The organism is Aquimarina hainanensis, assembly GCF_042684685.1.
Classification (GTDB): domain Bacteria; phylum Bacteroidota; class Bacteroidia; order Flavobacteriales; family Flavobacteriaceae; genus Aquimarina; species Aquimarina hainanensis.
This window is the reverse complement of record NZ_JBHULX010000013.1, coordinates 76,824-100,643: the sequence shown is the minus strand read 5'-3', so window position 1 is coordinate 100,643 and position 23,820 is coordinate 76,824. Positions and strand designations below refer to the sequence as shown.

Annotated in this window: 21 protein-coding genes; all 21 read right to left on the bottom strand. The window is 36.8% G+C overall.

The annotated features are described in order from the left end of the window. The 21 genes from ACFSTE_RS08825 to ACFSTE_RS08725 all read right to left on the bottom strand — a co-directional run bounded on the left by ACFSTE_RS08825 (position 1) and on the right by ACFSTE_RS08725 (position 23,802). Positions 1-756 (bottom strand): hypothetical protein, encoded by a 756-nt coding sequence (locus tag ACFSTE_RS08825; RefSeq protein ID WP_378258775.1) that lies wholly within the window; start codon positions 754-756, stop codon positions 1-3. Between the two features lie 6 nt (positions 757-762). Beyond that, positions 763-1,827, bottom strand: a complete 1,065-nt coding sequence (locus tag ACFSTE_RS08820; protein WP_176027405.1) for a DUF354 domain-containing protein — start codon at positions 1,825-1,827, stop codon at positions 763-765. A 40-nt stretch (positions 1,828-1,867) separates the two neighbouring features. Further along, positions 1,868-2,872, bottom strand: a complete 1,005-nt coding sequence (locus tag ACFSTE_RS08815) for a lipid II:glycine glycyltransferase FemX (protein ID WP_378258772.1) — start codon at positions 2,870-2,872, stop codon at positions 1,868-1,870. Next, entirely contained in the window at positions 2,865-3,791 is a 927-nt protein-coding gene (locus ACFSTE_RS08810) for a glycosyltransferase (RefSeq protein ID WP_176027407.1), read from the bottom strand. The genes ACFSTE_RS08815 and ACFSTE_RS08810 overlap by 8 nt, the downstream gene beginning before the upstream one ends. Before the next feature lie 19 nt (positions 3,792-3,810). After that, positions 3,811-4,953, bottom strand: coding sequence for a hypothetical protein (locus ACFSTE_RS08805; RefSeq protein ID WP_378258770.1), 1,143 nt, complete (start codon positions 4,951-4,953; stop codon positions 3,811-3,813). A gap of 113 nt (positions 4,954-5,066) precedes the next feature. Next, complete coding sequence (locus ACFSTE_RS08800; protein ID WP_378258768.1) at positions 5,067-6,812, bottom strand: hypothetical protein; 1,746 nt, start codon at positions 6,810-6,812, stop codon at positions 5,067-5,069. A 15-nt stretch (positions 6,813-6,827) separates the two neighbouring features. After that, complete coding sequence (locus tag ACFSTE_RS08795) at positions 6,828-8,147, bottom strand: hypothetical protein (RefSeq protein WP_378298082.1); 1,320 nt, start codon at positions 8,145-8,147, stop codon at positions 6,828-6,830. Positions 8,148-8,239: 92 nt separating this feature from the next. Beyond that, positions 8,240-9,334 (bottom strand): glycosyltransferase, encoded by a 1,095-nt coding sequence (locus ACFSTE_RS08790; RefSeq protein ID WP_378258764.1) that lies wholly within the window; start codon positions 9,332-9,334, stop codon positions 8,240-8,242. Then, on the bottom strand, positions 9,331-10,164 hold the full coding sequence (locus ACFSTE_RS08785; RefSeq protein WP_378298080.1) for an FkbM family methyltransferase: 834 nt from the start codon (positions 10,162-10,164) through the stop codon (positions 9,331-9,333). Before ACFSTE_RS08785 ends, ACFSTE_RS08790 begins: the two co-directional genes overlap by 4 nt. Positions 10,165-10,217: 53 nt before the next feature. Further along, complete coding sequence (locus ACFSTE_RS08780; RefSeq protein ID WP_378258760.1) at positions 10,218-11,660, bottom strand: lipopolysaccharide biosynthesis protein; 1,443 nt, start codon at positions 11,658-11,660, stop codon at positions 10,218-10,220. Positions 11,661-11,754: 94 nt separating this feature from the next. Next, the gene (locus tag ACFSTE_RS08775) at positions 11,755-12,726 is read right to left on the bottom strand and encodes a Gfo/Idh/MocA family protein (protein ID WP_378258758.1); all 972 of its coding nucleotides are present in this window, start codon (positions 12,724-12,726) and stop codon (positions 11,755-11,757) included. Positions 12,727-12,731: 5 nt separating this feature from the next. Further along, a complete protein-coding gene (locus ACFSTE_RS08770; RefSeq protein WP_378258756.1) occupies positions 12,732-13,316 on the bottom strand; it encodes an acyltransferase in 585 nt (194 codons plus the stop codon). Positions 13,317-13,340: 24 nt separating this feature from the next. Next, positions 13,341-13,913 carry a hypothetical protein gene (locus ACFSTE_RS08765; protein WP_378258754.1) on the bottom strand — a complete coding sequence of 191 codons (573 nt, stop codon included), beginning with the start codon at positions 13,911-13,913 and terminating at the stop codon, positions 13,341-13,343. 757 nt (positions 13,914-14,670) lie between these two features. Continuing rightward, positions 14,671-15,414, bottom strand: coding sequence for a DUF6261 family protein (locus ACFSTE_RS08760; protein WP_176027417.1), 744 nt, complete (start codon positions 15,412-15,414; stop codon positions 14,671-14,673). A gap of 374 nt (positions 15,415-15,788) precedes the next feature. Then, positions 15,789-16,370, bottom strand: coding sequence for a PhnA domain-containing protein (locus ACFSTE_RS08755; RefSeq protein ID WP_176027418.1), 582 nt, complete (start codon positions 16,368-16,370; stop codon positions 15,789-15,791). A 145-nt stretch (positions 16,371-16,515) separates the two neighbouring features. After that, positions 16,516-17,190, bottom strand: a complete 675-nt coding sequence (locus tag ACFSTE_RS08750; protein WP_176027419.1) for an HAD family hydrolase — start codon at positions 17,188-17,190, stop codon at positions 16,516-16,518. A 227-nt stretch (positions 17,191-17,417) separates the two neighbouring features. Then, on the bottom strand, positions 17,418-19,481 hold the full coding sequence (locus ACFSTE_RS08745) for an alpha-ketoacid dehydrogenase subunit alpha/beta (protein WP_378258751.1): 2,064 nt from the start codon (positions 19,479-19,481) through the stop codon (positions 17,418-17,420). A gap of 163 nt (positions 19,482-19,644) precedes the next feature. Continuing rightward, entirely contained in the window at positions 19,645-20,703 is a 1,059-nt protein-coding gene (locus ACFSTE_RS08740; RefSeq protein WP_378258749.1) for a branched-chain amino acid aminotransferase, read from the bottom strand. Between the two features lie 199 nt (positions 20,704-20,902). After that, positions 20,903-22,207 (bottom strand): dihydrolipoamide acetyltransferase family protein, encoded by a 1,305-nt coding sequence (locus ACFSTE_RS08735; protein ID WP_378258747.1) that lies wholly within the window; start codon positions 22,205-22,207, stop codon positions 20,903-20,905. A gap of 180 nt (positions 22,208-22,387) precedes the next feature. Continuing rightward, entirely contained in the window at positions 22,388-23,170 is a 783-nt protein-coding gene (locus tag ACFSTE_RS08730; RefSeq protein ID WP_176027423.1) for a DUF3050 domain-containing protein, read from the bottom strand. A 32-nt stretch (positions 23,171-23,202) separates the two neighbouring features. Further along, positions 23,203-23,802 (bottom strand): acyltransferase, encoded by a 600-nt coding sequence (locus ACFSTE_RS08725; RefSeq protein WP_378258745.1) that lies wholly within the window; start codon positions 23,800-23,802, stop codon positions 23,203-23,205. Between the last annotated feature and the right edge of the window lie 18 nt (positions 23,803-23,820).

Sequence of the window (23,820 nt, the reverse complement as noted above, 5' to 3'; positions counted from 1 at the left end):
TTATCGATTGACGTAAAAATGTTTTTTTATAACATTTTTCACATTTTGTACGACTAATTCTTTTCCCCACTTAATAAAGTTATCACTCCAGCGCTGCGGATGAAAAGTGAACATCACTCTAGACGGAAAATCTCCTGCTGCGATAGCATCAATAATTTCCTTTGTGGTATGGTATCTTTGGGTAAAGCTGGTTTGTACTTTATCTCGTACACTGGCAGCATGTCCATCCCACTTTCTACCTGTATCTGTTATATAAAACACCTCATCAAAATTAATGTCAAAATACGGTTCACCTATTATATCATATGCCTGATACCGATATTGTTTCCATAGGTCTTTAGAATCATATTTAGACATTGGACTTCCATGCATACAGATCGTTTTTACAGGAGCCAATTTTCTTAATGCGTTCAGATTTTCTTCAAAATCTACAATCCCTTTCTCCATATCTCCATTACAGGTAGTCAAACACTCGTAATGATATCCTATTTCATGTCCCAGCGATGCTATATAGGTGATTACTTCTTCATTCCAGCTTTCGGGAACTGCCCGGAAATAATAGGTTCCTACAATCCCCAAATCTGATTGTATTTCTGCAAAACCTAACGAATTAAGCGGTAATAAGTCTACATCGTGCCTCAGCATAATCGTCCGTTCTTTAGGAGTATTCAGGTATTGTTCTACAGTTTGAAAACAATAACCGCCAGCTTGTAGGCTCTTTAAAAATTGTGTGTATATCTGAATTGTAAAATCCATAGGTTTTTAAAAATTTAATTGAAGTGCCGGATTCTCTCTTATTTCTTCTCTACTTGCGGGGTAATTTTCTACAAACCACACCATAAAAGCGGTAAGATCGATCTTATCTGCCAGCATTTTTTCTCGTCTCTTCTGAAAGGTTTCTTTTATATTCGGAAGTTGTTCTATTTCCTTTATTTTTTCAAAAACTCCTTCTTCATTCTGAAAATTAAAAACCAGTCCATATTGTTCCTGATCTTCATTATAAGCTCTTCGGATAGAATTCACATAAATTGAAGGGGTTCCTAAAACACCAGACTCTGCTGCCATTGTTGCTCCTTCTCCTACAAAGAATATCGCTTCTGCCAATACCTCATGAATTTTCTCCGGAGAAATCTTTATTCTAAAAGATTCATATTGTACTGGCAAATCTCCCTCTGAAGTAATAAATACTCTATACCTGGAAGACAAGTAAGAAATGATCCTTTCCTTCTCTTTTTCCGAAAACCCCCGCTGCCCTTTATCATGAGATGCGTTCCATGAGACAAATCGCAAAATCACATATTGCTCTCCTTCTTTTAACCCTAAAATTTCACGTGCTTTTCCTGTTGACTGAAAATAATGTGGGTGTAAATATGCTAATTCGTGATATGAAGTATATCGTATTTGTTTTGTTCCCAGATCTTCAAAAAGTACATCTGGTGTTAATACACATGCTGTAAAGGGAAGGTATATTTTCATCTGTTCCCAATTACCGGAATCCTCCAGGGATATATGTGGTTTCCCCAACATCTTTGCTGCATGGGCGGCATATGGCGATCCGTGACTCATTAATATATCAGGTTTAAACTTTACACCTTCGATAAATTCCATAATATCGAACTTGATAAGACCTATTAATTTCCCTATGGTACTGGAATATTTTTTCCCAAAAGAGACATATGAGAACCCTGCTGCCTTGAGTAGTTCTATTTCAAACTCTTTTTCTCTGCATGTAAATAGGATATGATGACCATTAGCCATCATGATATTAGCAAAATTTCTAAATAAATGTACATGTCCGGGATGCCCTATATCTATTAATACTCTCATAGTATCGTTTATTTTTTATTCGCTTTTCGAACAGAAATGCTTACTTTTTTCTCTTTAATACTTTTACAGCGGTTTTGCCTATCTCATACAAAATGGGTTTTGAGACACACAAAAAACGACCGTATTCTACTTCTACTCCTCCGAACTTTGATTTGAATTCTCTAACCCCATATGCTTCTTCGGGTTTCCCGGCTCCCATAAAATCAAAACAAGCAATGTGATGACGATGGGCATATTCCATAGCAGCCCACGTCGCCAATACACTGGGATACACGTCTTTATACACTCTATCCATTCCGCATATAAACCATTCATAAATCACTTTGTCAGAAAAAACAGGACATACAATACCTCCTATAATTTCATCCTTATAAGCTATTAATAAGAATACTGCTGTATTGGTCTCCCAAAGTTTTTTAAAAAACTGATATGTCGGTAATGGAGTTTTTACTTTTGTTTTGTACAGGTGATATAATAAAGTGTAATACGCTTTTATCTCCGCTTCTGTTGTAGCTGTTTGGATACTGGCTCCTGCTTTGATGCTCTTCTTTATTTGCCTCAATTTACTACTACTCATTCGTTTTTTCATTAAGGCATAATCATCACAAGCTACTTGAAAATTGAGATGTGGCTGATATGAAAACCCGACTTCTTCATATAGGTTTCGATAATTGCTATAGTCCGTAAAATTCCGTATTTCAATATATATTACCTTATTTTTTAACCCCTCAATCACAGCAGTAAGAAGTCCGGAAATATCTTGCTTCGTTGCTTTTTTTGAAAAAACAGGACCTCCATATATGATTGCTCTACTGGTAAGAGATGCTTGTATCCCTTTTTTTTTGAGAATAATTCCTGAAACAATACCTAAAACATCTTCTCCTGCTAATGCGATAAATGAAAATGTTTTTATTCCTGTTTTTTCAAAAAACAGTAATGCCTGTGGCGTCTGAAAAAAATTAGCTGTATCTTCTTCCAGTATTGACTTCCATTGCTTCTCAGATAGTTGTGTCCTATCGGTTGTAATACTACATTGATCAATCATCTATCACATCTTTATAAATAGTAGTCAGTTTTTCTGCGATTACTTTGGCGTTCAAATGTGCTATTTGATCACGACCATTGGTTTTTGAAGCATCTAATCGCAGTGCCTCTTTGAGTTTTGAAGCTAGTTCTTTTTCATCAGGTCTGGTCACAAAACATCCGTAAGTATCAGAAATCAGTTCCCGGATATCTCCTACATCCACAGCCACAATCTTACAATTACACGCCATGGCTTCTTTTATCACATTCGGCGACCCTTCCCATAGACTCGTCAAGATCACTACATCTGCAGCATTAAAATAATATGGCATTAAGGGATTGGGGATATTGATTAACGGATGCATTTCTACAGACTCATCTCTCAGACAGTTAAACGCTTTTTCTGCCAGTGCATAGTTCTTTACTTTTCGCCTCGGGTTTCCCGCAAAAAGAATATGTTTTTTATACGGACACCAGCCCGTTTTCTCCAGAGACTTTTTCTTGGAAATAGGCTTGAATGTATCAAAATCTACTCCATTCGGAAGTATTTTTACTTCTTCCATAGCGGTAGCTTCTTTCATATCTTTAGATTTTACAATCACTTTTTTCCAAAAGATTTTTTTAAAAAGTGAAATTCCCCAGGCAATCAGCGAAGATGCTTTGACATCGCTTCCCATAAGGGAAACTACTAAAGGGGATGCTCCTGCCAAGGAGGCAACCATTCCGCTTAATGAATAATGAGCGTGTATGACATCATAAGAATGTCTTTTCAGGTAACTCCTCAGAATGAATATATTCCGGATATATCCTTTTAGTCCTTTTCCTTTAATTGTAAAAAAGGCGACATCATGCCCTATCGATCTTAGGGAGACTCCTTGATTGTATACTATCGGAGTTATTCCTCGTTGTGTATTACCACTACTCACAAAAAGTATTTCCATGCGCTTCTTTTTAAAAAAATTAATACTCTGCTTGATACGCTTCTGAGGTTACCTGATCAGATTGATGACTTAGGTATCGGATGATACTATCCGCAAATACCTTTTCTACCTCTAATTTCTGTTCTATAAATCTCCACCCCTCCTTCATTTTTCTAAAATAGCCTTCTGAATATGGAATCCCTGCCGTACCAAAATAGAGCGATTGAAATTCTATTAGATAAAAGTTAGTCCCATCATATGCAATATCAATAGAAACATGCGGGACTTCGAGTTTTTGAAAAATATCAAATGCAAAATCAAACAATCCAGGAGGTGCTTCTGCTTCCAAGCCATAGTAATAATTATCATATCCTCCTCCACTCGCCTTAATCCCTCTTCCGGATAGAATTGGTCTTTTGAAAATGTATAATTTCTCTCCAAAAAAGTATACCTTCCAGTCATTGACGAGGTCTGGAATAAACTGCTGAAGTACAAATTTTTTTCTATATACAGATTCTTTAATATACCCTTTGTGCTTTAAGGCTCTCAGCTGATCTTTGGCGTCCATCTTATAATTCCTGGGACTTTCTGATTTGATTTTTCTAAGGAGTTCTTTTTCTGATGATACAAGAGATACCCCTGTCCCTGATGCTCCTCCGGATGTTTTGAATACCACTGGATATTCTATAGTATCCAAATGCATTTCTATATCCTTAAGACTCCCAAAAACAACCGATTTTATATTTTCTGTGAGCTGGAGACTATCCCTGTATAATTCCATAAATACCTTGTTATTATTAGCTCTCAGGTGTTTATACTCCGGAATTACTTTTGCTCCTGATAATTCTAATGCATATATGATATCTTCTATATATGATTTATACAGGTATCCTATATCCTCAGAAGAGGTGTAAATAATATGCTTATTCTTATACTCATTGGTTTTTAAGTCAATTTCATTCAGATATCTGTAATGAATTGTATACCCTCCTTCTCTAAAGTAAGCAGCAAGTTTCTTTTTATCCATTCCGCTCCTGTATGGCGTATCAAAATGCTTGGACCCGAACTTACTTTTGTAATCCATTAATGCTATAATCTCTTTCATATATTTGTCATACTTTTTTAGAGCCCCTATAGAACTTATTAAGTCATCATGCTGACCGTAATATTGTAGCTGTTCCATATGTTCTCTTTGTTATTATTTATCGGGTTTCACTTTCTTTGTTAACAAATCAATGATCTCAACTATATTCATATCCATAGTGAATATATCAGGGGATTATGGTATCTGATTTCTCATACGTATTCTTTTTCTTTTTTCTTTTTTACAGATTGTATATTATGTACTAATGATAAGCTCATCAGAAGAGCATCCCGCTCTTTCTCTACTGTGTAGGGAGATAGTTCTGTGAGCTGTTTTTCTATTCTTGCCAAATTAAAGTAAGGGACATCACTCAATGTTTTATACAGGGCTTGCTGATTACTTTTTATCCCTGATATAATCCCCAGATTATCCAGGTTTGTTTTGGTTACTTTGCGTTTCAATCGTTTGGTTAGAAAAGGAATCATAATGTTGTGATGATACCGCATCTCTCTAACATCAATAGGGCGATACCCTTTTCCTGTCATCTGATGGTAGATGGTCTCATTCGTTTTTTTGATAATATCTGCATAGAGATACTGTCCTTTCATCCTTTTTAGTGGGTTGTTGGTAAAAAAATCATTGTTCGCTCCTGCATATTGACTTTGCAATAGCTCTCTGATAAAATTAAAGTCTAAAAAAGGAGTCCTAACGGTGAGGTATTGCTGTTGTGCGACAATCCACTGTCCAAAAAACTTCCTGAAGGTCTCTTCAAAAACAAAAGAGTAAAACTGCTGATTGACAGAAAGCTCCTTAGGCAATCCTTTTTTATAGGCAATGATTTCTTCCAGTAGCTCTTTTAACTCCATAAGAAACTCATTTTTAACCAATACCTCCAATACAGGAGAATTTCGGAGTCTTTCTATTAATTCCTGCTCTCTTTCAATTCGAAAAACATCTGCTAATGCATGGGAAGTAACAGCTCCTGTTGTATGAAGTGCTCTAAATAACTCACTCCCTATAACACCTGAAATCAGATATCTGGATTCCTTACTCACTTGTCTGGCACTATACAAAAAATGAGCGTATAAAAATCCATTCCCCTGATATCCTGATGATAAATACTTTTGGGCATTTGCATAGTACTTATTGTTATAATAGTCTTCAGTTCCTAAATCAAAATAATGATATGGGATGCCTAATTCTTCGGCATTAAGCATAGGAATTCGCACATCGTCATTTTCTATTTTACCAAATGAAAAGGTTCTGAAGTTTTTGTTTAGATGTGTCGCACAACTAACCAGTGTTCTACCATCAAATCCACTGGTAAAAGCGATATTAAAAAAGTCATCAGGGAAATACGTCTTGACAGTATTGATAAACAAGTCACTCAATGTACCGGCAACCTTACTTCCTTCATTAGGGAAACTGGTAAATAGCCTTCTGGTTTCAAAATGTTTAATTACAGAAACGCTATTCTCCTGAAACGTCAAAAATGTATGACATGGCAATAAGTGAATTTCCTGGTATAAGGTTCTATTAAAAAAGCCATAGTTAAATAATAAACACTCCAGAATATATTTTTTATCAATCGTATATTCTGTATTTTTCCATTTCTGTATCCACGAAATTGAAGAAGAGAATATCGTTTTGTCCTTATGATAGAAAATAGGTAATATACTAAGGAAACTGCTGTACAATGATAGTCGCTCGCCTCTGATTACTATAGCATAAAAATTTCCTCTGCATCGGGGAATCGCATGGTCCTCCATGTTTTTGAGGTTTTCTATAGAGTCTATAAAATCGCCCAGAAGAATCACCTTTACATCATTGTATTCTATAATAGTATACGTATCATTTGTCATCAACTCCCAATGCCTGGATAATTGTATAGAAGTTCCTGAAAACACTTTCCTCTGATACGATTTTACTGAAGTATTAAAAAGAATAAATTCACCCATGATCCTCATTTTTAATTATAAAAGTCCTCGATTTGATAGTTTAAATACATTCCACATAAAAATGGCCAGAAAAATAAATCCCAAATACAGTATCCATTGTTGCTTTTTTCTTTTGTGATCGGCGATAATACCATCAGACATGAATACAATTAAAAACGGAAGGGATAAGATCTGGAATCTATCCTGAAATGAGATTCCTGATATTGCCAGAATAACGATATAGATAATCGAAAAGCTAAGTATAAAAATCGTCTCCCTATTACGTAGTTTAACCGCCCTGTACAATCCAAGAAATACAAAGAAGTACAGACTATTCCTTATAATTTCATTCTGATAATGTGCATAAATCCCCAATTGCGCCTCTTCAAAATCCAAGACGGAAGGGAAAGGTGTTATAATTGCCCCTACAATTAACAAGGGGGCTATTAAGGCTGCTGCATAGGTAATCCCTCTATTTTTAGAAGCCGTGGATAATTCCGTTCCGAATTGATTCTTACTTGCTTCTATCAATGGTTCCAGATGTTTATCCATTGATAATGTATTGACCACATATATACTACCTGCAATAAAAATGGCTGTTATCAATCCTGAAAAGAAACGATATCGTTTCTTTTTAGTCTTATAAAATACCAACTGCATCAATACACAGCAAAAAAGTAGGGGCGCTAAAATTGTCCGGAAATAAAAAACAACTCCAAAATGGCATAAAATAATCAATACATATAGAAGTAAAAACCTGCTTTGATTGATAATTTTAGTTGTATAATAAGCTGTATTAACAATGAGAAATATCAAGACTGTTTCTTTAAGAAAAATTCCTCCAAACCATAATAAGGGGGGCATCAGCATGGTAATAATACCTGCCAGCCGAGCTCTTTTCTCATCATATGCAAAAGCTGTAATTTGATAGATTCTGACAACAGTAAAAGCCCCTATAAGAGCATTAAATATTTTGATAACCAGAATATTCTTCCCCAGGAAAGAATACAGGGTACCAATTAATATCGAAAACCCGTAATCGGCTTCACTTTTCCAGAAATAAGAAAGCTTCTCAAAGATATCATCTCCTCCGTGTATTGCATTTGCCACAATAACACCTGAGTAGTGGTAGTTCCAGGAATCTGACGCTGATATCTCCAGAGGTAAATTTGCCGGATCATAGAGCATTGTCAACCAATACATCCCTAATACCCCCAATAATCGATACAACAGACTATGCATAAATATCGACTGTTTGAAATGTGGTTGATGCTTCCAGGATTTATTATAAGCATATACTCCTAAAAAAAAGAACACAATAATTCCTACTCCTGTAAATAAAATTGGTAAAGGCATAATATAAGACGGAAAAAAGAGCATATGAAATAGTAATATGCTAAGTGCAAAGCATATTGATATGTCTGTATATCTTTTATTCCAATCCATTATTACACGATATAGTTTACTAAGTATTCTCTGGCAATTGTTTTTATCTGATAATGATTCTCAAAACATTTTTTGGCATTATCTGACAAGCGTTCTTTTTCTTTCTCCGGCAATGCGATATAACGTCTGATCGCGTCACTCATTGAATCCACTTCCATGTCAGGGGTAATAAATCCGTTATAGTTTTCTTTAATAATATCTACTAAACCTCCTGCCGGAGTTGTAATAACAGGAACTCCCATTGACAATGCTTCTAATACTACAATGGGCATTCCTTCCTGTACGGAACTAACCACTAATGCATCTGTCTCTTTTAGAAAATCAGCTGCTTTTTCTTGCTCTCCGGCCAGAAAAACATTGGGTGCATTAATCGCAATCACCTCATCTGTTAATTGTTTATTTAGTGGCAATCCAACTTGCACGCACATTACTTCAGGATTTGTATCCGCGATCTCTTTAAAACTCTGGGATAACAGCTTAAAATTTTTATGCCGGTTTATATTACCAATCGCTAAAAACCGAACTCCTTTTTTAGGAACTTTAGAGAAGCTATTCCAGAAATCTTTAATTGCGACCATGTTCCTTTTAGGAATGTACGGATGAATTCCATTTCTGATTACTGTACTTTTCAATTTGGGATATGTCCGGCGTAATTCATTATAGATACTGGTTGTTACACATACATGCATTATTTTATTATTGAGATACCGGAGTCTGTTAACCCATACAAATACCTTTTTCCAGTTATCAAAGCTACTGTGAACCGTGTGTATATATTTTACATTTCTGTACAGACATGAAATAGCAAACACATAATAAAAAGGATTGTGTAAATGCACGTGAATTACCTTCGGTCCGATAGCATGGATATGCCGATATAATTCCATAAATTGCCGAATGGAATACTTCTTCTTCCACCCTAATGGAACGATCTTGATATCAGGATGTACATTTCGTATATAATTGCGAAGACTATTTGTCTGTCCCAGCAATACGATGGTTACTCTATTGGCTCGTACTTGTTCATTTGCCAACTGTACTACAAAGTTCTCGGCTCCTCCAATGTTCAAGGTGGATATGACATGTACGATATTCATACCTGTTGTGTCCCGTATATCCAGCTATCAACTACTTCATGTCCTGTGGTGTTATATGTGACTAAAAAGCCATTGTTCTCCAAAAATTCTGCCATGGTTTGTTTGATATTCCGCTGATCATCAAACAAAAAGTCATGGCATGAAACGGCTATGTTTTTTGTAATTTTTATAGCCTTTTGCATTCCTTCTATCATCTGTAATTCAGACCCTTCTATATTGACTTTGAGAAAATCAATTGTATGAATATTTCGCTCAGTAATCAGGTGATCCAATGTTACCCCATCTACTGCAATCCCCTTAGCTTCCTTATTAACCGCATCTACCTGATAGGTGTCGGATTCTTCTATCCATACTTTTTGATTACTATCTGTTATCGCCAGATGCAAGTTCTCTGATATATCAATCTTATTCTTCTTACACAAACTTTCTAACCGGCTGTGACTGGCAGCACTTGCCTCTACAGAATATATTTGTCCCTGATGGGCTGTCTTTTCATAAAAATACAGGGTTTCTGTACCAATACCAGCTCCGATATCCAGAATAACATCTCCTTTTTTGGGAATATAATATTGGCAGGCAATGCGTTCTATACTGGCAAACAATTTATCTTTACTAAAGTTAAAATATGGTTTAGGTACTATATAGAGGTACTCCCCATTGTCTTTTAACCAGTACATATCATAATCCGGATCATATTCTACCTCATTCGTTTTATTCATCAGGATTTTACTGGCAAACTCCATTAAGGAGGCTTTCTTTTTCTTGTTTCTCAAAAAAAACATGATGATATTTAGCCCCCCAGCGATCCCTTTTTTAAGCATATTTTTCATTTCAAAAATGGTTTTATTTGGTTTGTGTTTTTTTTCATATCACCTTTGCTTCTTTATTTTGATTTTAATTTCTTCATAAGGATTTCCTGAATTTCCGTAAGTTCTCTGAACTTAAACACATAAGCGAGCACGATGTAAAATCCTAAATTCATAATGACCCCGACTACCAATTGTATAAGCCCCGAAGGCAGCCCTCTGCATATTAAAAAAGTTAATGCTCCAATTCCTACGCTAGTCATGATATAGGGAGCCAAATCTTTTAGTTGCTCTAATGCTGGATAATTAATATACTTGCGGGTATAGTAGGTATTGATAAAAAAGCCTACAAAGGATACTCCTACATATCCTATAGTCATTGGAATCAGTCCTAATCTATAGGTAAGTACAATTGCAATAACTGTCAATAGGTTTTTGATAAGTTCTAATCTCAAAAACAGATCAGAACGCCCTTTTGCATTGAGAAAATTGAGGTTGATATATTGCATCGGATGAAACACTATTTCTAATGACAATATCTGCAACAACACTACTGTTGGCAACCATTTTTCTGTAAGAAGTGTTTTGATTAATGGTTCTGCACAAAACAGTAAAATAACAATCACCGGGGCTAATAAAAAACCTGTGAGCCGAATACTTCTCACCATCAATAGCTTTACTTTGTCTTGCTCTTCAATAACCTTTACCATAATCGGGAAGGTTACATTTTGTAAAATTGAAGCCACTAAAGTAGCCGGGATTTGCTTGAACAAAGTAGCTCGTGTAAAATACCCCAACTCTTCTGCTTTGTATACTTTTCCTATAATAATAAGGTAGCAATTCTTAAAAAAGATCTTTACTAATTCCGAAAGCATGAGATTCCCTCCAAACCCGAACATACTCCTGAATGCTTTTTTATCAAAAATCAATAACGGTTTCCATCTGTTCATACTCCAATACATCACAGAGGTAACCAGTGTTCTCGTTACGTATTGATATACCAATGCCCACACACCATAGCCTGTCAATGCCAAAAATATCCCTACTATTCCTGAGATTATAATAGCAGCTATATTGACAACTGCCTGTGTCTTAAAGTTCACCTGAGTGGTCAACATTGCCTTATGTACAATAGTGGTAGAGATAATGACGATACTGACCCCTATGACTTTTATAAGTTTCTCTAATACCGGTTCTCCATAGAAATTGGCAATGAGTTTTGACGAAAAAAAGAGTATACTGTACAGTATTCCGCTTATCAATAGGTTAAAGTAAAGTATGGTAGAATAATCGCGCTTATTCACTTCTTTTTTTTGTACCAGAGCCGTATAAAATCCACTGTCAACAAGAGATTGAGAAACTGCCATAAAAATGGCAATCATCCCAATAAGCCCGTAATCTTTGGGCATAAGAATTCTTGCCAAAACCACTCCTAACCCAAACTGAATTAGTAAGGTGGTAAATTTATCGACACTACTCCACACCAGTCCATCTTTTGTTTTCTGGGTTAATGTGCTCACTGGTTTTCGTAATTTTTAATCATAATTATTTCATTCTAATTAGCGTTTTGATTACTCTTACTGACTTTATTGAGTATCAAATATTGCTACCGGATCAGGCGTATTGCTTCTCCAGGGTTGGTTTTTTCAAAAACGGATGATAATCTCCTTTCAGGGATACAATTTCTGCCTCTCTGACATCATGGATAATCTCAATAGAAGGTCTGGCATCAACTAATCCATATCCCTCTCCTCTGAGGATGCCTTTATAGCTTTCTGTATGTAATTCTGTAAATCCGGTGCTAAACTCTATCGCATTACCATCTACTTCTATCGATCTGTAGGTGCGTTGTCCTTTTTCTTTTATCTCATCAGGGATATTCGCATAATCAATGGAAAGAAACCATCGGACTCTGGCTCTCTCTAATTCGAGATATCCAGCGGCAGAATCTTTTGTATGCAGATGTACTCTATTGTCCGTTACACCACCAAAGATCCAACATAACATATCGAAAAAGTGTACTCCAATATTGGTAGCGACACCACCGGATTTGCTAACATCTCCTTTCCATGAACTATTATACCAACTTCCTCTGGAAGTTAGATATGTCAGATCAATATCGTAGATTTTATCCTTGGGACCGTTATCGACTTGTTCTTTTAATGCCAGAATACTCGGGTGTAATCGTAATTGAAGAATGGTATGTACCCTATTTCCCGATTCTTTTTCTATATCTATCAAAGGTTTTATATTCCATGGATTGAGTACAAGTGGTTTCTCGCAGATGGCATCAGATCCCCTCCTAAGCGCCATACGAATATGGGAATCATGCAAATAATTGGGGGTACAAATACTCACATAATCTGTATGAATCCCTTTTCTCCTTTGTAGTTTTTCTATATGCCTATCGAATCGTTCAAATTCGACAAAGAAATCTGTATTCGGAAAATAACTGTCCAAAATCCCGACACTGTCAAATTTATCTAAAGCAGCTATCAAATTATTATTAGTTTCTCTTATCGCTTTCAGGTGTTTTGGTGCGATGTATCCTGCTGCGCCCATTAATGCAAAATTCTTTCCTCCCATATGATTTATATCTTAGTTACCAGTTCATTATTAATACGATATTGTTCTTTACTTTCCGGACATATTGCCAGTCCGTCGGCATTAAATTCCAGCCGGTGCCCGTACTCACTCATCCACCCTATTTGTATTGCAGGATTACCAACAACCAATGCATAAGGTTTTATATCTTTTGTTACTACAGCTCCTGCTCCTATAAAAGAGAAGGCTCCGATATCATGCCCGCATACTATGGTAGCATTTGCACCTATAGTAGCGCCTTTACCCACATGCGTTTTGCTATACTGCCCCCTCCTGTTTACTGCACTTCTGGGATTGGTTACATTCGTAAATACACAAGACGGTCCTAAAAACACATCATCTTCACAGGTTACCCCGGTGTACACAGAAACATTGTTTTGTATTTTCACATTATTCCCTAATACGACCTCTGGAGAAATCACTACATTCTGTCCTATATTACATCCTGCTCCGATATAGCAATTACTCATAATGTGTGAAAAATGCCATATTTTAGTTTTTTCCCCTATGCGGCAATCTTCATCCACTACAGCTGTATCATGCACGAAATATTTTACTGTTGTATCAATCATACTATTTCTATTTTTTATTTATAGCTACATCCAGATGATGGTAGATACTGAGTGCTGAAAATGATTCGCATTTCCAGTACTGTTATTAATCAGGGCGAATTTTGCCAGGCTCATAAAATTGAATCGAACAGATTCATTTATTTTGATATTAATTCCAAAACCAAAATTTAGCGTGACATTCATTGTACTGTCAAAAAAGCTTCCTCCTGCTCCTCCTGTAAGAAATCCATCATACCAGGAGTGGCGCGGGTCTAAAAAGTAGTTGGTTGTATAATTTTTAAATAAAACATCAATTGCTAAATAATTTATATCAACCGTATTCAATTCACTGTTAATCATTTTTCCCTGAGTAAACTCATTTAATGTCATGTTTAACTCTACTCCATAGTCATATTCAAATCGTTTCTCTCCTGATACTTTTATCAATCGGGAGATATTCCAATTATCCTCTACATTTAATATTTGACTCAATTGAGTTCCGGAGTTATCAACTACATTAAACCCAAGACCAAACACCCATGAATGTGATTCTTGTGCTCTTCCTTCGCATATGCACCAAAACATACACCCCATAAAAACAATTCGTATCCATTGCATATTGAATATTTATATTTCATTGAATAGAGATCTTTTTATCAAAAAGATAAGCCCATTGAAATATCATCTGGTCACATATAATATATTGATATGCAAACCGTACTAGTATGTATAGACAGAGATTTAGAAGTAGCGTATTGTTTCGGCTTCATCCCAAAAATAATTTTGAGCAAATCTTAACTATATTACATAGTACTATTATGTAATAGAAGCGATACTATCATGGGGATTGATACAAATTATTTCTTTAGAATTAACTAAACTACTATGGTTTAAAATTAACTATTATTTACTCGAAAAGTATACTGTTTTTCCTCAAACCTTATACTGCATATATTTATAAAACAACCACTTACTACACACAAAGCCTCCTATTCCGCATCTTTTATCAGCAAATAGCTCTTATATTTTCTCTGGAAAATTTCTTCTTTTTTAAAAAAAACAAAAGAAACCCTTAGCTGATTCGTTGCATTTTTATTTCCTTTTTTAATAAAAAGGCACAGGCACCCCCTATCTAATATTATACATACTTTTTTAGCTTATACATATCTATTACCTATGGCTAAAAGCACTCGTAAGAATTAAACATAATGGAAAGGTTTCTTTTATTTCCTTCTATTCTGTTTTTGCAACAAAAAAACAGTAACCATTTCAATAACAGCTATTGTCATCTATCAAAAGATTTTTATTTCCTGAATATGAATTGTCTATAAACAGGAATTATGTCGTACTATAAACATGCCTTTTTATACCCGGATTAGAAGTTTTGTCCATCACTGGATACTACCTGACTGGATACCTTGGTAGCTGCTCTGTTCTCTATGACCTGATTATACTGTCCTGCTAAAACATCTATTTGATTGACCAGAATCGGATATACTTCATGATTACCCAGGGTAGCATGTGCTTCGATATGACGCATGAGAATCCGATAAGCATCTGTTGCTTCTTTTCGCAACTCTTTAATATCATATACCTGGTTTGCTGCAGTTTCTTCTACTCTTTCCAGATAGCTATGAGTAAATAATGTATTCGCTGATTTTAGTTCTGTGACCCAGGATTCTAAATGTAACCTCCGCACAGATGCTACCAGTTCTCGATCGTTTTCTAATTCATCTATAATATTATCCAGTGTTGCCGTTTCTTCCTGATAGCTCATCCGCTGAATACTGGTTCCATGTGCCTGTATCATAGAAAGAATGGCTCTTCCTGCTTCTGCTACTGCTGCTTTAAAATGATAAGTATATGCCTCTGCAAGGGTTTTTATCCCTACAATAGCTCTATCTCTTCGTTCATCTAATAAGATGATTTCCTGAGTAAGAGTGCTTCCTTTTTCTTGTTGAAAAGCAGCGTCTATTTTTTCTACTGGTGCTTCTAATGCTGCTTTCTGGGTCGTTAATTGTAATGTGTTTAGGTCTTGCTGAACTAATAAAGACAGTATGTCTTTCATGTACTGCAAAAAACCTCCATGGCGGAATCGGCTAAGATATGGAGTATTCATACTAAAAATATTTAAGTTAGTTATACATTATTTGATGACAACGCATCAAATTGTTTTTTAATTTAAAAACTAACTAGCACATTTTCAATATTTTAACACTTAATACGTGTATGTTTTTTGCTTTTTACCACAAACCCTTCTTCTTCTTACAATAAAACCATCCTGCAATATGATGTTCTTCGTCATCAGGGCACAAAATATTCCTGCAGATAGGTGGAGCATATCAACAGGATACGAATCTCTGCTGCAGTTGTGTTATCCCCGTCGTCGGTGGACGAAACCTTCCTGCAGTCGTGCTGAAGCTGTCGTCGAACAATAAAATGATCTTGTTTTGATGCGGAGTGAATATTAGAATATGGATCTTCTGGCAATTTTTATGTTTTCTTAACAAATTTGGTAAGAATAACGATGTGCTGACCGTTTACTCTTCCTTCTATTTGTTCGGCATTATCCTGCACCAAAGAAATATTTCGAACAGCAGTTCCTCTTTTAGCCGTAAAATTAGCTCCTTTGACATTGAGGTCTTTTATTAACACAACACTATCTCCTGTCTGTAGTGTGGCTCCATTGCTATCAATATGCCGAATTGTATCTTCATCTTCTTTTCCTTCTCCGGTAGCTGCTGCCCAGGAAGCAGTTTCCTCATCCAAATACATCATATCCAGTAAATCCTGTGGCCAGCCTTCTGCCTTTAACCGATGTAGCAGCCTCCATGCCATTACCTGTACAGCTGGAACTGGGCTCCACATACTATCATTAAGGCATCTCCAGTGATTCACATCCATGGTCTCCGGGATTGTAATCTGATCTGTACATACCTTACATGCCCAGATACTTGTATCGATCGTAGGCGTGCTTACCGGAGGAACTGCATATGCTGCTAATTGCTCCGTATTACCACATAATTCACAGCTGGCATTGCTTCGTTGCAGAAGCTCCTTATCTATCTTCGTCATATTTCCTATCGTAATGTTATTGATATCACTACAGATATCATAGCACAAAATGCAATAATACTACTTATCCTTTGAATTAAGAGGGATTAACTATTCTTTTTGCATGTGCTATCATCTCATCCTGGCAAGAAGCTCCTCTTGTTGTTTATGAGCAACTGGTAACCGCCAGTAAGATAGATTGCAGCTCCTTGCAAGTATCGATCATATAGGTAGGGTTTTCTGCCTGCAAGGCTTCTTTTTTACGAAATCCCCAACTGACAGCAATACTGTCCATTCCTGCATTCTTAGCAGTTTGAATATCAACTTCCGTATCTCCGATCATTACAATATCTGCCATCGGTAGTCCGAACTTTCCTGCCAGGGCTATCGCTCCAGAAGGCTCTGGTTTTCTGTATTCCTTACTTTGCCCAATAACCATATCGAATCGTACCTCCGGGAAATAATGTTTAACACATGCAACAGCCAGATAATGAACTTTGTTCGTCAATACACCTAGCCGAACTCCAGATGATTTTAAGGAGATTAATGTTTCTCTGATGCCTTTATAGGCTTTGCATTTCTCAGTATAATGTTTTTCATACAACTCTTTGAAACGCTCCACCATAGGAGCAATATGATCTTCCGTTTGCTTTTCTGCAGGAAGCGACCTTTTGATAAGATTACGGGTTCCGGAACCTATAAAACTTTTGTAGTCATCTAATGTATGACCCGGAAATCCATACTCCTCCAATAATTGATTTACTAAATACCCGTAAAGATTAATAGTATTTAGCAGGGTTCCATCCAAATCGAACAGTACCCCTTGATACGTTTTTTTCATGATGATTGATTTATGATGATTGACTCATAGAACGTAAAGACGCTCTATATATTAGTACCCAAAGAAGAAAATTTGTTACTAGAAATATTGTAAGATTAATCGTTCTTTTCCTCTGCAAACCTGACAACCCCGCTACCCATCTATTAGTGAAAAAGTTAGCTATAAAAAAAACACCTGAGATGCTAAAAGAATCTACAGGTGTTCTTGTAATATAAATGGTTGTTATATTAATACGCTAATAATTCCAATACTTTGGCTTTGACTTTTTCTGCCGATGGAATCATGGTTTGTTCCAGGGTACTATTTAATGGAATTGCCGGCATATTCTCAGATCCTATTGTCATCACAGGAGCATCCAGAGACTTGAAACATTCTTCCTGTATTTTCCCTGCTAATGCTCTGGCAAACGAGTTATTACTAGGTTCTTCGGTAACGACAAGGCATTTTTTTGCTTTTCGCACAGAGGTCATAATCGTTTCTTCATCGAGTGGATACAGTGTTCTTAAGTCTACTATTTCTACTACTTCTTTATAATCTTTTGTCGCTTGCAACGCCCAATGTACTCCCATTCCATAAGTAATTATGGTTAGCGTTTCCTTTTCTTCCTGCTCCCAAATACGCTGAACAATATTTGCTTTTCCAAAAGGTAGTACATAATCTTCTGCTGGTTCTATGGTTCTTGCTGCTTCTGTCCCTTTGACCTTGGACCAGTATAGTCCTTTGTGCTCTAGTATCACAACTGGATTTGGGTCGTGATATGCTGCTTTCATCAATCCTTTTAGATCCGCTCCATTACTAGGGTATGCAATCTTAATACCTCTAATATTGGTAATTACAGATTCTACAGAAGAAGAATGATAAGGTCCTCCGCTTCCATAGGCTCCGATTGGCACTCTAAGAATCATAGAAACCGGCCATTTTCCATTGGATAAATAGCACGAACGGCTAACTTCTGTAAACAACTGGTTTAATCCCGGCCATATATAATCTGCAAACTGAACTTCTACAATTGGTTTTAATCCTACTGCTGACATTCCTACGGTCGACCCCACTATAAATGCTTCTTGTATAGGGGTATTAAAGACACGTTCATCTCCGAATTTCTGTGCTAAGGTTGCAGCTTCTCTGAATACTCCTCCTAAACGTCCTCCTACATCCTGACCATATAACAAACAAGCTTTATCTTCTCTCATCAACTCTTCAACAGCAAATAAGGCACAATCGACCATTACCACCTCATCTTTATCCTTTGGAGCACGTTCTCCTGCTTCTTCTGTGATCGGTGTAGGAGCAAAGTCATGTGTAAATAAATCTTCTGGTTTTGGATCTTCTGCTTTCATAGCTTCTTCCAAATCCTTTTGCACGGTTTCTTTTGCCGAATTTTCTATAGCAACTACCGCTTCTTCTGTAAATCCATTATCCAATAGTTGTTTACGAAGTACCGGGTATGGATCACGTGTTCTGGCTTCTTCCAGATCATCTCTATACCATTCCATTCGCACACCTGAGGTATGATGGTTTAACAAAGGTACTTTGGCATGCACCAACATTGGGCGACGTTCTTCACGAATCACACGGATCGCTTCCTGCACCGCCAGGTAACTTTCTATAAAATTAGCTCCGTCAATAGAAATAGCATCCAACCCATTAAATCCTCTGGCATACTCAAAAGCATTTTGCGCTCTTGTCTCTGCTTCATTAGCAGAAATATCCCACCCATTATCCTGTACCAGGTATAAAATCGGTAGTTGCTTCAAAGCTGCCATCTGGAATGCTTCTGCGATTTCTCCTTCTGTTACAGAAGCATCTCCCAGAGAACAAACCACTAATGGTTTTTCTTTTATTTCTTTATCATCTATACCTACTAATTCTTTGTACTGTAATCCCAAAGCTACTCCTGTAGAAGGAATTGCCTGCATTCCAGTAGCAGAAGACTGATGTGGAATTTTTGGTTTATCCTCATCTCGTAAGCTCGGATGTGAATAATAGGTTCTTCCTCCTGAAAACGGGTCTTCTTTTTTAGCTAACAATTGCAACATTAACTCATAGGGGCGCATTCCTATTCCTAATAACATAGCGTCATCGCGATAATACGGAAAGGCATAATCCTGTGGTAATAACTGAAGGGCGGTAGCTATCTGAATCGCTTCATGTCCTCTGGAGGTAGCATGAACATATTTGGATACTACCTTAAAATTTTCTTCATATAGTTCTGCCATTGATTTTGCCGTACACAACATATCAAATGCCTTTTGTAGAACTTCTTTTGCAATTGTTTTTTCTGCTAACATCTCTTTATGTTTTGTATTTTGGGATGCTTATTTCATTTCGCATCTCCAAAAGAATTATTTTATTGACACCACCAAAGGGTATCATACCCCGAGGCTTGTCTTGAAATTGAAAATTTGTTTCCAACTAATGCCTCGTGGGCTCGCCCTGAGGTCGTTTGCTTTTTTATTCAGTTACCGGAATAATCCATCCATATGGATCTTCTTGTTTTTGCGCCTTGATTTCATTAATGGTATTCATGATATCTTCACTTACTGGGTTTTCTTCCGGTAATACCAATTCCTCATCTTTATATCCTATGGTCGCTACCATTGCAATTGCTACGGCAGTTCCTGTACCAAATACTTCTTCCAGCATTCCTTCTTTGTGATACCCTATCACCTCATCTATCGTAATTGGACGTTCTTCCACTTCGAATCCTTTATCTTTCAGTAAAGTAATAACACTGTCTCTGGTGATTCCTTTCAGGATAGATCCGTCCGTACTCGGAGTTATGAAACGCCCTCCTATCTTAAAGAAAATATTCATGGTTCCTACTTCCTGAATATATTTATGCTCATTCGCATCTAACCATAATACTTGATCAAAGCCTTTGGCTTTAGCTTTTTCGGTAGGAACAATCGCTGCTGCATAGTTCCCAGCTGCTTTTGCTTCTCCAGTTCCTCCATTTGCTGCACGTATATAAGTGGTCTCTGCAAATAATCGTATTTTTTTTGTAAAAAATGGTCCGGCAGGAGAACAAATCACAATAAACTTATAGCTGGTTGCTGCTCGCATTCCTATAAAAGGTTCATCGGCATACATAAACGGTCGCAGGTATAAGGCACTTCCTTCTTGAGGAGGAATCCATCCTTTCTCTACAGCTACCAATTGCTTTACCGCATCCACAAATAAGGTTTCAGGTATTTCTGGCATTCCCATTCGATCCGCACTAAGATTAAGTCGTTTGGCATTGTCCTCTGGTCTAAATAACAAAGGGGTATTATTTTTTCCAACGGTTGCTTTCATCCCTTCGAATATTGCTTGCCCATAATGCAATGCCATTGCTGCCGGATGTGTAGGAATTAATGTTAATGGTTCTATTCTGGGGTTTGTCCATTTTCCATCTTCATACTCACAGATAAACATATGATCTGTGAATGTTTTCCCTAAGGGGATATTATCAAAGTCAACGGTCGCTAAACGAGAAGCCTCTGTTTTTGTTATCGTAATGTTATGTCCCATGTCAAAATATTTTAGTATTCCCTAATCAAGAGAAGGGATGTTATTTTCTTTTTCTGATATTGATCTGATAGAAAAAGAAATAACAGATTTATGCGTACTTCTTTTATATCTCTTGTTTTCTTGCCTTATATACTCACTACGTGAGCTCTTGATGTTTCCGAGTGGTTTCAGTTTATTTTACTCCCTCGGAACATTGTATTTATATTGTTCTATTGCTGTCAAACGCTTCTAACTCATCTCCTATTTTTCGCAGAAAAGAACCTCCCAGGTACCCATCGACAATTCGGTGATCAAATGATAAAGAGAGGTACATCATACTTCTGATAGCGATTTGATCTTCTCCTTCGGGAGAGGTAATAACCTCAGGCCTCTTCTTAATAATTCCCATGGCTAAAATAGCAGCCTCTGGCTGGTTAATAATAGGAGTTCCCATCAAACTTCCAAAGGTTCCTACATTAGATATCGTAAAAGTACTTCCTTGGATTTCTTCCGGTTTTAAAGCGTTATTTCTGGCATTATTCGCCAGGTGATTTACATTTTTAGCCAGTCCCAGTAAGTTTTTCTCATCTGCATTTTTTACTACCGGCACAATTAGGTTTCCTGTAGGAAGAGCTGTTGCCATTCCTATATTGACATCCTTATGCACTATAATTTTGTTTCCATCCAGAGAGGAGTTAATCATAGGGTACTCTCGAATCGCTTTGGCTACTGCTTCTACAAAAATTGGAGTGAATGTTAACTTCTCTTCGTATTTCTCCTGAAAATCTTTTTTGACAGCATTTCTCCAATTTACCATATTGGTTACGTTTACTTCTATATAACAGGTTACATGCGGTGAGGTATGCTTGGAATACACCATGTGATCGGCGATCATTTTTCGCATACGGTCCATTTCTATGAGCTGATCTTTTCCTTCTACATAAGAAATAGGAGGAGCATTATAAGTACTAACGGGACTCTGAACTGTAGGTTGCGGTCTGCTTGCTACCGGATAGGTTCGGTTTTTGAGGTATTGCATCACATCACTCTTACACACACGACCATCTGTTCCTGTCCCTGGAATACTGTGGAGCTCTTCTATTGTAAGATGCTCTTTTTGTGCAATACTGATGACTAATGGTGATAAAAAACCATTGGTATTAGGACTTCCTGAATTTTTTACAGCAAAACCTTCGGATGCTACCGTTACCTTTTTTATTTCTTCTTTTTCCTCTGCAACTATTGTAGGAGCAGTAGTTGTTGTTTTTGCAATTCCTTCTGTTGCTTCTGCATCTATTATGGCGATAACTTTTCCTACTTCCACTACTTCATTTGCCTGATGCAAAATCTGCTTTACAACACCACTACAGGGAGCTGGTACTTCTGAATCTACTTTATCAGTAGCGACCTCTAAAAGTGTTTCTTCTTCTTCAATATATTCTCCTTCTTGCTTCAGCCAATTAATTATGGTTGCTTCTGATATACTTTCGCCCATTTTAGGCATCTTCAATTCAATCAAAGCCATCTTTATTTTCTTTATGAACTAACGTTCGTTAGTTGTTTTGTTGTAAAAATACGAAATCTTTTATCTTCTTTTGCTAGCCCTTTGTGTTAGTAAACACATAGCGCTCACGATCCTTTTATCAGGATTGCACATAGTGCCTGTTATCTTTTACCAACCGGCACTATGTCCTGTATTATTTAACTATGCTAGTGTTTCCAGTGTTTTACCATTAAAACTATGGTTAATCTGGTCCCACAATGCAATTCTTTTTTCTAATGCTATACGGCTATAGTGAATTGCTTCATTCCATTTCTCTTCATCATCTCCACAAAGCTCTTCCACCATCTTCAGGCTAATGGGACCATGTTCATCTCCATCCAGCTCTATATGGCGTTCTAAATAATAGATTAGCTTTCCTATAGATGTATTATTGGATTGTTCCAGTCCTTTTACAATTCCAATAAACATATCCGGGATAAGATCTTCTCTTCCAAAGGTAAAAACGGCTGCGATTACATGTGGTTTTTTTGTAGCCAATACATCAAAGGTAAAGGTTACAAAATCTTGAACAACCACATCTGCCCTCACTTTTCTCAATGCGTTAGTCACGGTTTCTCCTGCTTCTATCTCTCGAATAAAACGTGTGATCTGAACCGTATCTGCATTGATTTCTTCCATTGCTTCCAGATACATTTCATAATGACTCATTGGAGTTCCTGTTGCATCAATATCGCTTTCTTCTCCATGTACAATTTCATTAATAAAACGCCTTGTTACTGGGTTATCCGAAGGAACCCATGGGACACGTGTGCATGTTAAATGAATCTGTAATCCTTTTAGCAGCGACATAAAATCCCATACAGCATATACATGATGTTCTGTAAATAACCGTATATCTTCCAGATCTTTTACGCTAGTGTATAGTGGGTGTGCTGTTAGCTGTTCTCTCAGTGGATCTAATGTTTGAAGTACCTTATTAATCATAGTTTTCTAATTACATTCGACGTCCTATTCTTCTATTTTTGTTCCTTAAATTCTTCCAGTGTTTTATAAAACTCTTCTTGCTTTGGTCTTGATTTCGGTATTTCTCTTAATGGTTCTACCGCTTTAAGACTATTAAAACAATCTTCCGGTAACTGCTGATACAATCGGGTTCCCTTGGTTTTCCATGCAATCATTTCATCAGACACCTGCTTGATTACTTTTGCTGGATTTCCTACGATAAGGCTTCTTTTTTCAAAAACACTTTTTGCTTTTACAAAAGACATTGCTCCAACAATACATTCATCTCCTATTTCTGCATCATCCATAATCACTGTATTCATACCAATCAGGCAATTCTTCCCCAGGTTTGCTCCATGAATCACTGCCCCATGTCCTACATGTGCACTTTCACTGAGTACAATCGATTTCCCGGGAAACATATGTACCGTACAATTTTCTTGTACATTTACTCCATCTTCCAGCACAATTTCTCCCCAGTCTCCACGGATTGCAGCTCCGGGTCCAATATAACAGTTTTTCCCGATAATTACATTACCGGTAACAGCTGCTAACGGATGTACAAAACTACTTTCGTGTATCACAGGGATATACCCTTTAAACGCATATATCATCTCCTACCCTTATTCGAT

What these genes read in the sequence shown, in the direction of transcription:
- ACFSTE_RS08775 (WP_378258758.1), bottom strand. Translation starts at nt 12,726, where the DNA reads ATGGGAGGAAAGAATTTTGCATTAATGGGCGCAGCAGGATACATCGCA.
- ACFSTE_RS08795 (WP_378298082.1), bottom strand. Translation starts at nt 8,147, where the DNA reads ATGCCTTTACCAATTTTATTTACAGGAGTAGGAATTATTGTGTTCTTT.
- ACFSTE_RS08725 (WP_378258745.1), bottom strand. Translation starts at nt 23,802, where the DNA reads ATGATATATGCGTTTAAAGGGTATATCCCTGTGATACACGAAAGTAGT.
- ACFSTE_RS08740 (WP_378258749.1), bottom strand. Translation starts at nt 20,703, where the DNA reads ATGGGACATAACATTACGATAACAAAAACAGAGGCTTCTCGTTTAGCG.
- ACFSTE_RS08755 (WP_176027418.1), bottom strand. Translation starts at nt 16,370, where the DNA reads ATGACGAAGATAGATAAGGAGCTTCTGCAACGAAGCAATGCCAGCTGT.
- ACFSTE_RS08745 (WP_378258751.1), bottom strand. Translation starts at nt 19,481, where the DNA reads ATGTTAGCAGAAAAAACAATTGCAAAAGAAGTTCTACAAAAGGCATTT.
- ACFSTE_RS08785 (WP_378298080.1), bottom strand. Translation starts at nt 10,164, where the DNA reads ATGAAAAATATGCTTAAAAAAGGGATCGCTGGGGGGCTAAATATCATC.
- ACFSTE_RS08810 (WP_176027407.1), bottom strand. Translation starts at nt 3,791, where the DNA reads ATGGAAATACTTTTTGTGAGTAGTGGTAATACACAACGAGGAATAACT.
- ACFSTE_RS08820 (WP_176027405.1), bottom strand. Translation starts at nt 1,827, where the DNA reads ATGAGAGTATTAATAGATATAGGGCATCCCGGACATGTACATTTATTT.
- ACFSTE_RS08805 (WP_378258770.1), bottom strand. Translation starts at nt 4,953, where the DNA reads ATGGAACAGCTACAATATTACGGTCAGCATGATGACTTAATAAGTTCT.
- ACFSTE_RS08770 (WP_378258756.1), bottom strand. Translation starts at nt 13,316, where the DNA reads ATGATTGATACAACAGTAAAATATTTCGTGCATGATACAGCTGTAGTG.
- ACFSTE_RS08750 (WP_176027419.1), bottom strand. Translation starts at nt 17,190, where the DNA reads ATGAAAAAAACGTATCAAGGGGTACTGTTCGATTTGGATGGAACCCTG.
- ACFSTE_RS08815 (WP_378258772.1), bottom strand. Translation starts at nt 2,872, where the DNA reads ATGATTGATCAATGTAGTATTACAACCGATAGGACACAACTATCTGAG.
- ACFSTE_RS08730 (WP_176027423.1), bottom strand. Translation starts at nt 23,170, where the DNA reads ATGATTAATAAGGTACTTCAAACATTAGATCCACTGAGAGAACAGCTA.
- ACFSTE_RS08825 (WP_378258775.1), bottom strand. Translation starts at nt 756, where the DNA reads ATGGATTTTACAATTCAGATATACACACAATTTTTAAAGAGCCTACAA.
- ACFSTE_RS08790 (WP_378258764.1), bottom strand. Translation starts at nt 9,334, where the DNA reads ATGAATATCGTACATGTCATATCCACCTTGAACATTGGAGGAGCCGAG.
- ACFSTE_RS08760 (WP_176027417.1), bottom strand. Translation starts at nt 15,414, where the DNA reads ATGAATACTCCATATCTTAGCCGATTCCGCCATGGAGGTTTTTTGCAG.
- ACFSTE_RS08765 (WP_378258754.1), bottom strand. Translation starts at nt 13,913, where the DNA reads ATGCAATGGATACGAATTGTTTTTATGGGGTGTATGTTTTGGTGCATA.
- ACFSTE_RS08735 (WP_378258747.1), bottom strand. Translation starts at nt 22,207, where the DNA reads ATGGCTTTGATTGAATTGAAGATGCCTAAAATGGGCGAAAGTATATCA.
- ACFSTE_RS08800 (WP_378258768.1), bottom strand. Translation starts at nt 6,812, where the DNA reads ATGGGTGAATTTATTCTTTTTAATACTTCAGTAAAATCGTATCAGAGG.